Below are 14,166 nucleotides of genomic sequence, written 5' to 3'. Positions count from 1 at the left end.
TCCTGAGAAGGGCTACACTGTTTGTTGTTTCGGAAAGCCGGCGAAGATCGAACAATCACCCGGCGTCCGACGCGTCATCCTGCGTCGCTTGACGGGCAACCGATTGCACAGGTCAGGACCAGTGCATCGCCAACCGGTATCCGACACGCCAAAGCAGAGTGTAGTGGGTCGCCGAAAGCCGTCCGCCCGCTAGGCCTGCGACTAACGCGTACGAGGACTGATAGTGTCGCGGCCAAGCGGCATAACGCGCCAGCGTCGCCTTCCAGGCGAAGCTGGCCCTTGAGGCGCTCGGGGACGATGCGATCATCGTCAAGCGGAAAGGAAACCGGGCAGGCATCAGACGGATGCTCGATACCTGGAGCCGTAAGTCTCCAGATCACCCGGCATCTACCTAGGCCGGGGCCATTGCCGGGGAGCCAAGCGGGTCTCCAGCGTGATGGGGCTGTGGGCTATCCACCGCCCCGCCAGAATCAACGGGCCCCAACCGGATTTCGGTAACAGCCCGTGTTTTCAGCGGAACATGGTGCTCGACTGCCCGAACCAACAGTGGTTCGCCGACATCACGTTCTCTCCGATGCAGCGGGGACTTCCACGCGCCAATGTCCTGAAAGCACTGGCGCACAAGGCTCTCCTCGCCACGATCATTGACGCCCCGCCATCCGGACCTGCCGGTTGCGTCCGGATGGCAAGCGACCTCGCAAGGAGACCGGCCCCATCGTCAAGTCGACGCAGGCGGACCGGCGCAACTGGGACAGTGCGGCACCGATACGGCGCCTGCAACAAGGTCGCGGGTGCCGAAGGCGAATTGTCTCCGCCTCTTGGGGCGGCAATAATGGCCCAGGCGCAGTATTCCTTTGCAAGGCCCACCCTGACATGTCCGACACCTCGCTCGACATCCAAGCCTCTGCCGAACGGGTAGCCGACTGCCTGCGCGACCGGATCGTCAAGGGAGAATGTCCTCCCGGATCCCGGCTGGTCGAACGCAGACTCTCGGCCGAACTGAATGTTTCGCGCACCCCGATCCGCGAGGCGCTGAAGCTGCTGCGCGCCGACGGGCTGGTCGAAATCTCGCTGCACCGCGGAGCGCAGGTGGTGGCCTATACCGCCGAAGAGGCCGAGAACCTGTTCGACCTGATCGCAGCCATCGAAAGCCTTGCCGCCGAGCGGCTGGCCGGGCGCATCAGGCCCGAGGTTCTGGCCCGGCTCGAGACATTGCACGAGCGCATGCTGAAGCAATATGCCGCGCGCGAGGCCTCGGCCTATTTCGACACCAATACCGAGATCCATGACAGCATCGTGCGCGAGGCGGGCAACCCGGTCCTGATCGACAGCCACCGGCGGATCGCGGTGCGGGCTCGGCGCGGTCGTTTCATGGCGATCTTCGATGCCGAACGCTGGCGCCAGTCGGTCGAAGAGCACGAGGGCGTCATGGCCGCCTTCCGCGCCCGCGACACGGCCGCTGCAGCGCGGATTTGGCGACTACATCTGCGCCATAGCGGCGAATCGGTCGCCGAGACATTGCGACGTCAGGGCGGCTAGGCCCCGGGCCGCAGCCTCGAGCGCGCTCGAATCCCAGGCAAAAGCTGACGCATATCGCCCATATTTCGGGCGGGCATACAAATGGCATGCCATTTCGGGGAAATGGAATGCCATTTTGCGCCGCTCGCCCCGCCATCTCCTATCGTTTGAGAGGATGACGGACAGCTTGGCAGGACGATGCGACTATTACTGGTGAACCCGAACATGACCGAGGCGATGACCGACCGCATGGCCGACATTGCCCGGCGTATTGCCCCGGCGAAGACAGAGATCCTGGCGCTGACCGCGCAAAGCGGATTCCCCTATATCGCCTCGCGCGCCGAGGCCCAGATCGGCGGCGCGCTGGCCTGCGAGATGATCGCCGACCACGCCGCCGGGGCCGATGCCGCGATCATCGCGGCTTTCGGCGATCCCGGCCTGGCAGGCGCCCGCGAGCTTTTCGATCTTCCCGTGGTCGGCATGGCCGAGGCGGCGCTGGTCTCGGCTGCGATGCTGGGCGAGCGGATCTCGATCGTCACCTTCTCGCCGGTGATGCGGCGCTGGTATCTGGATTCGGTCCGCGACGCGGGCCTGACCGCCCGGTTCGCGGGCGTACGCACCCCCGACGGCCACGCATCCGATCTGGGCAATGTGCAGCAGAACCTGCGCGCAGAGTTGATCCGCCTGTGCAACCGCGCCGTCCGCGAGGACGGGGCCGATGTCGTCGTGCTGGGCGGCGCCCCGCTGGCCGGGCTTGCGCCCGAGATCCGCGGCGAGGTCGAAGCCCCGGTCGTCGACCCGATCAGCGCGGCCACATTGCAGGCGCTGGCCCTGGCGGTGCTGGCGCCTCAGACGGGCTTTGCCGGGCGCGCGTCGAAACCGCTGGCCAAGACCGCAACCGGCCTGTCGCCCGCGCTGGCACGCCAGTTCGCCCACGAAGCCTCAGGCTGAGCGGCACGACAGGCATTGCGACCCGGGACAGCCCCATAATCACAATCGGATCAACAGGAAAAGGATCTGCCATATGAAACCCCTCCTTCCGCGGGCCTTCGGGCTCTGCCTCGGCCTGTCGCTTCTGGCCGGTGCGGCCTCGGCCCAGACCGTGCTGCGCGTTGCCGGCAACTTCCCCGAAGAACACAGCGCCACCGGCGCCATGAACGTGTTCAAGGAAGAGGTCGAGCGCCTGTCGGGCGGCGATCTCGTGGTGCAGAACTTCCCCGCCATGCAGCTGGGCGGCGCGCAGGAAAACGTCGACCAGGTGCGGTCGGGCGCGATCTTCGCGGTGTTCACCTCGATCGCCTATTTCACCCGCTCGGTCCCCGAACTCGAAGCCGTCAGCCTGCCCTTCCTGTTCGACAGCCGCGAGAAGGCCTTCGAGGTTATGGACGGCCCTGTCGGCCAGTTGATGGACGAGGCATTGCTGGAACAGGGCTTCGTCAATCTCGGCTATGGCGAGCTCGGCTTCCGCCATGTCACCAACAGCGCCCGGCCGCTGAAGACACTGGAGGATTTCCAGGGCCTCAAGATCCGCCTGCAACCCAACGAGGTGCATCTGGAGACCTTCCGCGCGCTCGGCGCCAATCCGCAGTCGCTCGATATTTCCGAGCTTTACTCGGCGCTGCAGCAGAAGGTTCTGGATGGCGAGGAAAACCCCTATAACATCATCTATACCCGGCGCTTCTTCGAAGTGCAGAAATACCTGTCGGATACCGGCCACTTCTTCGACTTCATCAATGTCGTGGCCAACAGGAACGCCTTCGAGGCGCTGAGCCCCGAGAACCAGCAGGCCGTGCGGACCGCGATGCGCAGCGCCATCGAATGGCAGCGGGCAGAGGCGGCGCGGGTCGATCTGGAATTCCGCGACAAGCTGGTGGCCGAGGGAATGCAATTCGACGAGATCCCGTCAGAGGAACGCGCCCGGCTGCGCGCGGCGACCGCCGCCATCGCCGAAAGCCTGAAGGAGCGGGTCGATCCCGAGGTGATCGATCTCGTGCTTGAACAGGCCGCGCAGTGAACTGTCCGGGACACCCCGCGCCCGGGCCGGCATCCGCCGGCCCGCTGGCGCTTTTGCGCAAGGCGGTCGATCTGACCGACGCGCTGTCGCGCTGGATCATCGTGGCCGCGATGGCCGCCATGGCGCTTCTGATCTCGGCGCAAGTGTTCCAGCGCTATGTCCTGAGTTCGTCCATCGACGCCGCCGACGAGCTGTCGCGCCTGTTCTTCGTCTGGTCGATCTTTCTGGCCATTCCGCATGGCATCCGCCGCGGCGTGCATGTCGGCATCGACATCGTTCTGCGTCTCATGCCGGGCCGGGCCCAGGATATGTTGCAGCGTGGCTCGGCACTGGCGGGGCTTGCGCTGATGGCGGTGGTCTTCGTCACCGCGCTCGGCGCGGCCGAGGACAAATGGGGCGAGCTGATGCCGACCCTGCCGGTGACCGCCGCGCTTTACTACATCCCGGTCTGCATCTGCGCCCTGCATTCGGCTCTGCATCTGTTGTTGTTCGTCCTCGGCGGGCCCGCGATCTGGGGCGACGATGCCTGGAAGGAAACCACGTCATGAGCGCCCTTGCCGTCTCTGTCTTTGCCATTCTTGCCCTGATCGGGGCGCCCCTGGCCTTCGCCATCGGGCTGGGCGCGGTAGCGGCGCTTTACATGGGCGGGTTCGATCTGGTGGTGCTGCCGCAGCGGATGATGTTCGCGGTCAATTCCTTTCCGCTGATGGCGATCCCGCTTTTCATGCTGGCGGGCGAGCTGATGGTGAGGGCGGGCATCGTCGACCGGCTGGTCAGCTTTGCCAATTCGTTGGTCGGCCGGGTGCCGGGCGGCATCGCCCATGTGACGATCGTCGCAGGCATGGTCTTCGCCTCGGTCAGCGGTGCAGCCGTCGCCTCGGCCAGCGCGCTGGGTTCGACGCTGGTGCCCGCGCTCCGCAAGACCTACCCTGACGGCTATTCCAGCGCGGTGATCGCCTCGGCCGCCAATCTGGGCCCGGTCATCCCGCCCTCGAACGCGATGATCGTCTATGCGCTGATGGCGGGCTCCTCGGTCTCGGTCGGCGGCATGTTCATGGCCGGGATCGTGCCCGGCATCATCCTGGCGCTCGGGTTCATGGCGCTGGCCACGCTGATCGCCAAGCGCCGGGGCTATGCCCTCAGCGGCACTCCCTTCTCGCTGCGGAACGCCCTGATCGAGACCCGCCGCGCGGGCCTGATCCTCCTGATGCCGGTGATCGTCGTGGGCGGCATCGTCGGCGGCATCTTCACCGCGACCGAGGGCGCGGCCATCGCCGTGGTCTATGCGCTGGTGGTCGGCCTCTTCGTCACCCGCAGGCTGCGGGTCGCCGATCTGCCCGGCTGCCTGTTCCGGGCCGCGGTGATGGCCGCCATGGTCGGCGCGCTGATCGCCTTCGCCTCGGTCGTGACCTTCGTCTTCACGCTCGATCTGGTGCCGATGCGGCTCTCGTCCTGGATCCGCGACCTGACCTCGGACCCGATGACCTTCATCCTGCTGGTAATGGCGATGCTGCTTGTCGTCGGCATGCTGATCGAGTCGAATGCGGCCTATATCATGCTGGTGCCGCTCTTTGCACCGATGGCGATCAGCTACGGCATCGACCCGCTCTTCTTCGGCTTCCTGTTCATGTACAACCTCGTCGTGGGCATGATGACGCCGCCCGTGGGCGTGCTGCTCTTCGTCATGAGCGGGATCACCCGCGTGCCCATGGGCCAGCTCACCCGCGAGGTGGCGCCTTTCGTGGCGCTGCAATTCGGTGTGCTGGCGCTCTGCGTCGTCTTTCCGCCGCTCGTGCTCTGGCTACCCTCGCTGTTCGGATTCTGAAAATGACACCACCCTTCCCCGATCTTCTCGTCGACGGCGCCACGATCCTCACCTCGGACCCGGCCCGGCCCTTCCTGAAAACCGGCTGGGTCGAGGTCACGGCCGGACGCATCAGCGCCATCCGCGACACCCGCCCCGAGCGGATCGCCCCCTCGACCCGCATCATCCCCGGCGACGGCCGGGTGCTGACCCCCGGTTTCGTCAATGTCCATACCCATGCGATCCTCAGCATGGTGCGGGGCGTGGCCGAGGATATGGGCTTTGCCCCCGCCTATACGATGGGCGTGCCCCATGGCCATGACCTGCGCCCTGACGAGGCCCATGCGCTGGCCCGGCTCGGCGCGCTCGAGGCGCTTTCCTTCGGCTCGACCCTGATCAATGACAGCTTCACCCATCAGGAGATCGCGCTGCCCGCCATGGCCGGGACCGGCATCCGGGCCTTCGGCTGCGGGCGCATCCACGATGTCGACTTCACCCGCGTCCATCTGGGCGACTGGCGCTATGACGATGCCATCGGCGACTGGACGCTGGGGCTGGCGGCTGACCTGATCGCGGCCTTCCATGACCCCGAGGGCCTCAGGACCGGCGTCGTGCTGGCCCCCCATGCCCCCGATACCTGCTCGCGCGCGCTGCTGGGCCGGGTGCGCGAGTTGCGCGACGCGCATGGTCTGAAGATCAACACCCATGTTTCGCAAAGCCGGGTCGAGGTCGATTTCATCCGCGAGCGCGACGGCATGACCCCGCCAGAGCTGCTGGACGAGGTCGGCCTTCTCGACGACAGCCTGATCGGCGCCCATTGCATCCATCTGACCGAAGACGACATCGCCAGGTTGGGCCGGGCGGGGGCGCATCTGGCGCATATCGCCAAGGGCAATCAGACCCATGGCTGCCTCGCGCCAACGGCAAAGCTGCGCCAGGCTGGCATGAACCTGGCCCTGGCCACCGACAACATGCATGCCGACATGGTCGAGGTGATGCGCTGGGCGCTGGCCACGGGCCGCCTGCAGGAGGGCGGCGTCGGCGAGACCTGGCAACCCGCCGCGATGTTCGAGGCCGCCACCATGGGCGGGGCCCGGGCGCTGGGGCTCGAGGCCGAGATCGGCTCGATCGAGACCGGCAAGCGCGCCGATCTGGTGCTGTTCGATTTCCGGCGTCCGCATCTGCGGCCGATGACCAACGTTCTGGGGACCCTGGTCCATACCGGGCAGGGCCGCGATGTGGAAACGGTGGTCGTCGGCGGCGAGGTGGTGATCGCAGAGGGCGAGCCCCTGCGCGTCGACCGCATGGCAGTGCTCGACGCCGCCGAGACCGCCGCCGCCGCGCTCTGGGACCGCGCCCGGAACGAAGCCGCGCGCCCCCTCTGAACCGGCGCCTCTCTGGACCTCTGCCAGGGCCGTTGGGCAGGGGCAACGTTGGGGTGCGCGATTGCCACGGCGGCAGGGCGGACGACGCTCGGCCCTGCCGCCGCTAGGCTCGGGCGCGCGCCCAGCTTCACGGTACAGGCCGACATGCCGCGAAGCAGGTCGGGCGAGACCGGCGAGGCGGACCCAGGAGCATCACCCCCGGATCGCCACCGAGAATGGCCCCGAGATCCTGTCCCGAAAAATGGAACCTTATACCCTGAAGACACCGGGCCGAGGTCACGCCCAGCGCCGTGCCGCCGTCAGATGCACTATGCCGGCATCCCCCGTTATGTAGTTTTTTCTCATATTGCAAAGCGACTTGGAGAGGATGATCCTGAGACCCCGGCTTCCTGCTGGCCGGGCCGCCGCGAATGGCGCGATGTATCGGAAAGGACGTAAAGATGAAACTCAGTGCAAGAAACATCCTCGAAGGGACCGTGAGCGCGGTCGAAACCGGGACCGTCACCACCCATGTCAAGATCGATATCGGCGGCGCCACCGTCACCGCCTCGATCACCAACGAGGCCGCCACGGATCTGGACCTGAAGGTCGGCGACAAGGCCAGCGCCATCATCAAGTCCTCCGACGTTCTGGTCGGCAAGGACTGAGCCTGCAGGGCGGGGCGGACCGGTTACGACCGCCGCTGCCCCGCATTGCCCTCTCGCACAGCCGCCCTGCACCGGCGCCTCCGGCGGCGACCGATGCGGAAGCCGCGCGAAATCAGTGCTCGGGACAGGGCCGCCCGGCGTAATCGGGCTTGAGATCGATCAGCGGCGTTCCGTCGACGCAATCGAGCCCCCGCACCAGCAGCACGTCGCCCTCGCACCCCAGAAGCGTCACCACCGAAGAGGCCACCGGATTGGGCCGGTTGGGCGAACGCAGCGCGAATGTGCCCGTGGTCTCGCCGTCATTGCGCGGGCTCTGGCGGACAAGGTCGCGCCGCGCACCGTCCATCCAGTACAGCAGCAACAGCCGCTCCTTGCGCTCGATCCCCGCCAGCGCCTCGACCCAGCGCGGATCGATCTCGATCCGGCAGACCGGCCCGGCCAGGGCATCGCCCTGCCGCGGACAGTCGCGCGGGCTCTGCCAGGGCGTCCGCAGCCGTCCGATGAACCAGAGCGCGGCGTCGTCTCGCTCCGGAAGCGCCGTGCAGACCTCGCCGCGCCTGATCTCGGCCATCACCTTTTCCATGCCGGGTCCTTTCATTCCGGGCCGCACGGATCGGCGGCCGCAGCTCCTTCGTTATAGTGTACAACGACATAACGCGAGACAAGATCGCCCAACCGACCGCGCGGTTTTGCGCGGGAAGTGACGCCTTTCCCCGCCATGCCGACTGGCAGCGCCCGGGAAAGCGGCAGCGGCAGATCCCGCGGCCCGTCGGTTCGTCCCCGGCATCTCCCCCATGGCAGGCCGCCCGCCCGCAGCGGAGGGAGGCCGCGCGGCACTCGACAGTGGCAGACCGGCCGGCTTCGCGCTAAGACATGGCAATCTCGGCGGAAGGAGCAGGACGGCCATGCCGGTAGGATTGCGCAGTGCGTTGACGCTGGAACGGCCCGGGGCGCGGATGGGCGCCGACCGGGTTGCGCTTCTCGCGGCGATCGGCCGCACCGGTTCGATCTCGGCGGCCGCGCGCGAGGTTGGCCTGTCCTACAAGGCCGCCTGGGACGGGGTGCAGGCGATGAACAACATCTTCGCCAGCCCCCTTGTCAGCGCCGCCCCCGGCGGACGCGCGGGCGGCGGCGCCGTGCTGACGCCCGCCGGCGAGAAGGTGATCGCCGCCTTCACCGCGATCCAGGAGGGTCTGGAACGGGTGGTCGCCTCGCTGGACAACCAGATCGATCTCGATCCCGGCGATATTCTCTGGAGCCTGATGATGAAGACCTCGGCCCGCAACACCTATCGCGCCACCGTGACCGCGGTCACCGAAAGCCCCGTCAGCGCCGAGGTGCAGATGGATATCGGCGGCGGCCAGGCCCTGACCTCGGTCATCACCGGCCAGAGCGCCGCCGGGATGGGGCTTGCCCCCGGCATCGAGGTCTTCGCGCTGGTCAAGTCCAGCTTCGTCATCCTCGCCAAGGGTCGGGATTTCGGCCCGCTCTCGGTGCGCAACCGGCTGAGCGGCACCGTCACCGGCCGCACCGACGGGCCGGTGAACAGCGAGATCGTGCTCGATCTCGGCGGCGACAAGACGCTGGCCGCGACCATCACCCGCGAAAGCGCCGAGGCGCTGGCGCTTGCCCCGGGTGACAGCGCAACCGCGCTGATCAAGTCGAGCCATGTGATCCTGGCGCTGCCCTAACAGGGTGCTGAAATAGTCGATTGGTCGGAACGGCTTCCTCCGTTCCTGCCATTGCGCTGCTCCTATCCGCCGTCTTCCCGCCACGCGGCATGCTGGTCGGGAGTCTCCGCCCTCAAATCGCCAGTATTCGCGGCAGCCGGGCAAGATTTGCCGCCGCCAGGGCGAGGATGAAGCGGGACCGCACCCGCTCCACGCCGCGACAGGCCGTCTGCGCCGCGCCTCCCACCGTCTTGGACCAGCCGAAGAGTTCCTCGATCCGCTTCCGGTGCTTCTGCGACAGCGCATAGCCATTGTGCCGGGTGGTCCGTCCGTCGATGACGGAGGACCGCGCCTTCTGCGCGGGTCAGGTCGCCCTGGACGGCCAGCCCGCTGCGGTTCTCCATAAGTGCGCCCGATGAAGCATAGCATCGCGCCGGTGCCCGGAGATTTCCGGTAGAGCCGTACAACCGCATCTGTCGTCGAGGCATGCGTCGCGTTCGTGCGCTTCTGACCCCGGAAATCGACTTCGGCATTGCGGCTGGCGGGAAGGGGCATCTGGCGGGTTTCCGGATCGGGCCGCGGGGAGGGGCTTTGCGGGGCGGCGTCCCCTGCCGGAGGATCGCCGGGATCGCCATCCTCTTTCGGCCGGACGCTCTTCATCGAGGCCCAGGCTTTCACCAGCGTGCCGTCGACCGAGAAGTGGTCGTCCGAAAGCGGCGGCGCGACCTCTCGGTGGGCCAGGATGGCAGCCATCACCTTGCGTGACATGTCGGTGGTCAAAAGGCGGTCGCGGTTCTTGCTGAACACGGTCGGGACCCAGACCTGGTCGTCGATGCCAAGCCCCACGAACCAGCGGAACAACAGGTTGTAGTCCAGCTGCTCCATCAGCTGCCGCTCGGAGCGGACGGAGTAGAGGATCTGCAGCAGGCTCGCGCGGATCAGGCGCTCCGGCGCGATCGAGGGACGGCCGAAGTCAGTGTAGAACACCTCGAATTCTGCATCGAGGCTGGCGAGCGCGTCATTCACCACCTGACGGATCTTCCGCAGCGGATGCCGGGCGGGGATGCGCACCTCGAGATCGACATAGCTGAACAGCGATCCGCTCGTCTCGTCTGCACCGCGCATGCCTGTATCCGCCGTTGATCCCCGGCGGATGAATCATGTTCTGCAACCGGCGTCGAGGTACGACTATTTCAGCACCCTGCTAGACCCGGCAGAGCCCGCGCGCCGCGTCAGGTGCGGACGCCCAGCCCCGCCCGGCACCACTCGAGAAGCGCGTCCCGGTCGGGGGCAAGCCGGGCGGCGGCCCCGCCGGTGAACGCCTCCCAGGCCTCGCTGCAATCGGGCTTGACCGCGACCAGCACCGGCACCTGCCATTCGCAGGCGCGCTCGATCACCGCGCGGAACCCCTGCCCCTCGGCCTCGGCCTTGCCGAAACGCGGCAGGATCAGCAGATCGGGGCCGGTCTCCAGCGCGGCCAGCGCCGCGCAGGCGGCCTCGGCCAGGCCCTGCGGATCGAGACTGCAGCCCTCCGAACCCGAGCCCAGCTGCTGCGAGATCGGGAAGACGCCGCCGCCGGTCAGATCCTCGACCGCCAGGCCGCCATCCGCGCCGCGCTCCTGTCGGAAGCCCGCGACACGAACGCCCTCGGCGCGAAGCACCGCCACCACCGTCGCCAGCAACGGGTCGACAGACGGCTCTCGGGAAAGCGGGATCGCCGCCACACGAAAGCTCGCATCGTCGCCGGTCTCGCTCATTCGGGCCTCCTGCCGCCTTGCGACCGGAACCAAGGCTAGATAACGCCTCGCGCGCAGGCAATGGCCGCGCCTGCCCTCCAGGGCGGGACGCGACCATTCGCCCTGAAGGGCAGCGCAGTTTGCCGAAATCCGTGGCAGATCGCCTCGGAAACACGCGGCAGGCGCGCGCGCCTTACCGGCCCTCGATCCGGATCGAGAAGCTGCGCTGGGCACCGCGCGGGGGGGCCGGAAAGGGTGCGGCGCGTTCGACAAGGCGCAAAGCCGCCTGATCGAGCGCGGTCGAGCCCGAACTGCGCGCCACCGAAGCCGAGGCCAGACCGCCATCCGCCGCGACCCGGAACGCCACCACCGCGGCGCCGCGGGCACGGATCCTGGGCTTCGGCACCCGCGACAGCGCCCGCATCACCAGCCCGGGATAGTTCGAGCTTGCGGCATTGCCCGACTCGGCCACGGCGCCGCCCCGGCCACTGGTCGCGGCCTCTGCGCGCTCATTGCCCGCCGCCTGACCGGCACGGGCGTTGCGGTCGGCATTGCCTCGCGCCACCGGTTTCGCTTCGGGCTTCGGTTCGGGCTTGGGCTCGGGTTCCGCAGTCAAGGTTTCGGGCTCGGGGCTCTCCGCCACGACCATGTCAGGGACCGGCGCCAATGCCTGGGCAGGATCCGGCATGACGGTCTCGACCGGCTCGGGCCTGTCAGGACGGAGCGGTTCGAGGGGTTGTTCGGGCTCGACCACATCCTCGACGCTCTCGGCATCGAGCCGTCCGGCCGCCATATCGGCGAAGCTCGAACCGATCGCCGCCTCGGCCGCGCCGTTACGGCCCTCCATCCTGATCTCGACCTCGGGGACGAGAACCAGGGCAAGCGCTCCATGCGCCCCGAGCGCGAGGCCACAGGCCAGCAGCTTGCCGAAGCGGGAACTTGGTATCGTCATTGCAGCCCCCGTTCGGTGACGATCACCACCCGTTCGGCCCCGGCTGCGCGCAAGGCCTGCCCAAGCGCCACAAGATCGGCTGCAGGCACGTCGCGATCGGGAACGACCCGGGCGATGGTGACGCCCGTCTCGGGCTTCTCAAGCCCGGCGACGAAGGCCTCGGGCGTCGTCGCCTGCTCTTGCAGCGTGATCCGCCCATCGGCATGCAGAACCAGCGCCTCGGCGGGCGCAGCCCCTTCCAGCCCCTCGGTATCGACCAGTTTCAGGGTCGCATCGAGCGGCGCCGCCAGCGTGCCTGCGACGAGGAAGAAGATCAGCAGCAGGAAGACGATATTGATCAGTGCGATGGTCGGCTCGCGCCCGGCACGGCGTGCCTTCGCAGCCCTGATCGCAGCTTGTCTGGCCATCATGTCGCCCCCAGTACAGTCACGCCCAGCCCCGGGATCGCGCGAAGCGCGACCAGAAGATCGGTCAGCCGCTGCGCACTGACCCCGCCGCGCAGCGCCACCAGCACGACCTGCCCCGGCTCGACCGGACCCAGCCCTTCGGCCAGTCCGTCAAGGTCAAGCGCGCGACCGTTCAGCCGCAGCCGGTCGGGCTCGAGCTGCAGGAAAAGCGGCCGCGTCTCGCTGTCCGCCGCCGCCCCGCCCTGCCCGGCCGCCACGAGATCGACCTCGGCAAACCGGGTGAAGGTCGAGCTCAGCATGAAGAAGAGCAGCAGCAGGAAGATCACGTCGACCAGCGACGTGAGCGACAGCCGCCGCCGCCGCGGCCTAGCCATGATCCCGACCGTCCGACGCGACCGGTCCGGGCGCGCCGGGCGCATTGCCGGGGGCCAGAACGGTGTGAATGGCGGTCTCGGCCAGCACCCGCTCGGCCTCCATCCGGCCTTCGAACCAGCTCAGGATCAGCGCCGTCGGCATCGCCACGGCCAGACCGACCGCCGTGGTCAGAAGCGCCACCCAGATACCGCCCGCAAGGATCGACGGGTCGACCTGCGTGCCCGCCGCCTGCAGCGCCTGAAACGCCGCGATCATGCCCAGGACGGTGCCGAACAGCCCCAGCAGCGGCGAGAGCTGCGCGACCGAGTCGAGGAGCCGGAAGCCGCTTTCCAGCCGGGCAAAGCGGACCTCGGCCTCGGCCTCCAGCCGCTCGGGATCGGTCTGCCCCGACATCGCAAGATCGACCACCGGGCGCAGATAGCTGCGCGAACCCTCGAGCGCGGCCCGCGCCCGGTCCCTCTCGCCCCTGTCCCAATGCGCGACCGCCTCCGACAGCGCCCGGTGCCGGCCGACGCCCGAGGCCGCGAATTGCCAGAGCTTGTAAAGCACGACTGCCACCGTCAGGACCGAGACCCCGATCAGGATCAGAACCACCGGCCCGCCGAGATCGGCCACACGGCGCAAAAGCTCGATCACCGCGCCGATCATCCGATCAGCTCCACATCGGTGCGGCTGCTCAGCCCGAGCCCCTCGGTGCAGGCTGCCTCGCCCAGCGCTCCGGCCTCGCAGGTCGTCGCGCCATTGATCAGGATCTGCCCCAGATCGCCGCAATCGAGCCCGGGAACGGAGAATTGCCGCATCCGCGGCCGCCCGGCGGGCAACGTCCCGAAATCGAACAGGCTCAGACGATCGACCTGGCCCTGACGGTCGATCAGCACGGTTTCGAAAACCGCCCGGTCGATGCCGGCTTCATGCCCGTTCCGGGCCAGAAAGCTGATCAGGCAACCGGTCTCGGCCGGTGCAACCGCATTCAGCTCGATCGAGAGATGCGACCCGACCTCCTGCGCAGAGGCGCCGAGGGACGAGGCGAGAAGGCCGACCGCAGCCGCGGCGCCAAGGTGAGAGATGCCCATCGAGCGTTCCATTCCCTGAGATCCATTGATGCACTCTGTTCTCTGGCGGCGGGAAGGACCCGAAACTGGCTTGAGAAATCGGACGCAAAGAACCACAGCACGCCCGCAGGCACAATACCTAAGTAAAACACTCGGACCAATTCCGACCGTGACAACCAGAGCAGGACAGTCATAGCGGGAGGGGCATCATCGGACAGGTCTCATCGGACGGGCATCGCGGGGCGCAGCCCCTGCAAGGCCAGGCCAATGGCCAGGACGTCCCGTTCGTCCCCGGAGCCGCCTGCCATGGGGCGCCCGAGATTTCCGCAGATCCGCAATCGCTTTCGCGAAGACCATGGCGTCGCCTCGAGCCAATGCCGGACCGCTTCCACAATCTTAATCGAGGATGGTCGGCGCGACCTTCGGTGCTGCGATATCTGAATGGGGGCACATCCGGACAGTCCGCCGCGGCAGCTCGGCGCAGGCCGGATAACCGTTGCGGCCCAACACCTCGTCGCACATGAGGTCGCCGGGCACGAAGCCGGGTCCCAGCCGCCAGTTCGGTCCCCGCCACGGCCCATCGGAAAGCCCCGTCCGGAAGACCTC

The 14,166-nt window shown here is 67.7% G+C and carries 15 protein-coding genes and 1 pseudogene; 8 read left to right on the top strand and 8 right to left on the bottom strand.

Features of this window, described 5'->3' with window-relative positions; genetic code table 11:
• Positions 1 to 873 precede the first annotated feature (873 nt).
• The 7 genes from B5V46_RS05105 (at position 874) to B5V46_RS05075 (ending at position 7,368) form a co-directional block, all read left to right on the top strand.
• Positions 874 to 1,539 (top strand): GntR family transcriptional regulator, encoded by a 666-nt coding sequence (locus B5V46_RS05105; protein WP_080615593.1) that lies wholly within the window; start codon positions 874 to 876, stop codon positions 1,537 to 1,539.
• A gap of 177 nt (positions 1,540 to 1,716) precedes the next feature.
• On the top strand, positions 1,717 to 2,469 hold the full coding sequence (locus tag B5V46_RS05100) for an aspartate/glutamate racemase family protein (RefSeq protein ID WP_080615592.1): 753 nt from the start codon (positions 1,717 to 1,719) through the stop codon (positions 2,467 to 2,469).
• A gap of 73 nt (positions 2,470 to 2,542) precedes the next feature.
• Positions 2,543 to 3,532 (top strand): TRAP transporter substrate-binding protein, encoded by a 990-nt coding sequence (locus B5V46_RS05095; RefSeq protein WP_080615591.1) that lies wholly within the window; start codon positions 2,543 to 2,545, stop codon positions 3,530 to 3,532.
• Complete coding sequence (locus B5V46_RS05090; RefSeq protein ID WP_080615590.1) at positions 3,529 to 4,080, top strand: TRAP transporter small permease; 552 nt, start codon at positions 3,529 to 3,531, stop codon at positions 4,078 to 4,080. The genes B5V46_RS05095 and B5V46_RS05090 overlap by 4 nt, the downstream gene beginning before the upstream one ends.
• Positions 4,077 to 5,357, top strand: a complete 1,281-nt coding sequence (locus B5V46_RS05085) for a TRAP transporter large permease (protein WP_080615589.1) — start codon at positions 4,077 to 4,079, stop codon at positions 5,355 to 5,357. The genes B5V46_RS05090 and B5V46_RS05085 overlap by 4 nt, the downstream gene beginning before the upstream one ends.
• Before the next feature lie 2 nt (positions 5,358 to 5,359).
• The gene (locus B5V46_RS05080; RefSeq protein ID WP_080615588.1) at positions 5,360 to 6,721 is read left to right on the top strand and encodes an amidohydrolase family protein; all 1,362 of its coding nucleotides are present in this window, start codon (positions 5,360 to 5,362) and stop codon (positions 6,719 to 6,721) included.
• A gap of 440 nt (positions 6,722 to 7,161) precedes the next feature.
• Complete coding sequence (locus B5V46_RS05075; protein WP_042459925.1) at positions 7,162 to 7,368, top strand: molybdopterin-binding protein; 207 nt, start codon at positions 7,162 to 7,164, stop codon at positions 7,366 to 7,368.
• Between the two features lie 112 nt (positions 7,369 to 7,480).
• On the opposite strand, the gene tsaA is transcribed toward B5V46_RS05075, so the two are convergent.
• Positions 7,481 to 7,951, bottom strand: a complete 471-nt coding sequence (tsaA, locus tag B5V46_RS05070; RefSeq protein WP_080615587.1) for a tRNA (N6-threonylcarbamoyladenosine(37)-N6)-methyltransferase TrmO — start codon at positions 7,949 to 7,951, stop codon at positions 7,481 to 7,483.
• 322 nt (positions 7,952 to 8,273) lie between these two features.
• Between tsaA and B5V46_RS05065 the strand changes: the two genes are divergently transcribed.
• Positions 8,274 to 9,059 carry a TOBE domain-containing protein gene (locus B5V46_RS05065; protein WP_080615586.1) on the top strand — a complete coding sequence of 262 codons (786 nt, stop codon included), beginning with the start codon at positions 8,274 to 8,276 and terminating at the stop codon, positions 9,057 to 9,059.
• A 112-nt stretch (positions 9,060 to 9,171) separates the two neighbouring features.
• Here the strand turns inward: B5V46_RS05065 and B5V46_RS05060 are convergent.
• The 7 genes and pseudogenes from B5V46_RS05060 to B5V46_RS05030 form a co-directional block, all read right to left on the bottom strand.
• Positions 9,172 to 10,163: pseudogene (locus tag B5V46_RS05060) on the bottom strand (transposase).
• 107 nt (positions 10,164 to 10,270) lie between these two features.
• Positions 10,271 to 10,795 carry a DUF2478 domain-containing protein gene (locus B5V46_RS05055; protein WP_080615585.1) on the bottom strand — a complete coding sequence of 175 codons (525 nt, stop codon included), beginning with the start codon at positions 10,793 to 10,795 and terminating at the stop codon, positions 10,271 to 10,273.
• A gap of 172 nt (positions 10,796 to 10,967) precedes the next feature.
• Positions 10,968 to 11,726 carry a TonB family protein gene (locus B5V46_RS05050; RefSeq protein ID WP_080615584.1) on the bottom strand — a complete coding sequence of 253 codons (759 nt, stop codon included), beginning with the start codon at positions 11,724 to 11,726 and terminating at the stop codon, positions 10,968 to 10,970.
• Positions 11,723 to 12,136 carry a biopolymer transporter ExbD gene (locus B5V46_RS05045; protein ID WP_231119238.1) on the bottom strand — a complete coding sequence of 138 codons (414 nt, stop codon included), beginning with the start codon at positions 12,134 to 12,136 and terminating at the stop codon, positions 11,723 to 11,725. Before B5V46_RS05045 ends, B5V46_RS05050 begins: the two co-directional genes overlap by 4 nt.
• Positions 12,133 to 12,507 carry a biopolymer transporter ExbD gene (locus B5V46_RS05040; RefSeq protein WP_080615583.1) on the bottom strand — a complete coding sequence of 125 codons (375 nt, stop codon included), beginning with the start codon at positions 12,505 to 12,507 and terminating at the stop codon, positions 12,133 to 12,135. Before B5V46_RS05040 ends, B5V46_RS05045 begins: the two co-directional genes overlap by 4 nt.
• Positions 12,500 to 13,156: a MotA/TolQ/ExbB proton channel family protein gene (locus B5V46_RS05035; RefSeq protein WP_080615582.1), complete on the bottom strand. Its 657-nt coding sequence runs from the start codon at positions 13,154 to 13,156 to the stop codon at positions 12,500 to 12,502. The genes B5V46_RS05040 and B5V46_RS05035 overlap by 8 nt, the downstream gene beginning before the upstream one ends.
• A complete protein-coding gene (locus tag B5V46_RS05030; protein ID WP_196774350.1) occupies positions 13,153 to 13,593 on the bottom strand; it encodes a hypothetical protein in 441 nt (146 codons plus the stop codon). The genes B5V46_RS05035 and B5V46_RS05030 overlap by 4 nt, the downstream gene beginning before the upstream one ends.
• Positions 13,594 to 14,166 lie beyond the last annotated feature (573 nt).

Origin of the sequence: Rhodovulum sp. MB263, assembly GCF_002073975.1 — a bacterium.
GTDB lineage: Bacteria > Pseudomonadota > Alphaproteobacteria > Rhodobacterales > Rhodobacteraceae > Rhodovulum.
Note: the sequence above shows the minus strand (reverse complement) of the source record. Positions and strands in the feature narration are given on the sequence as shown.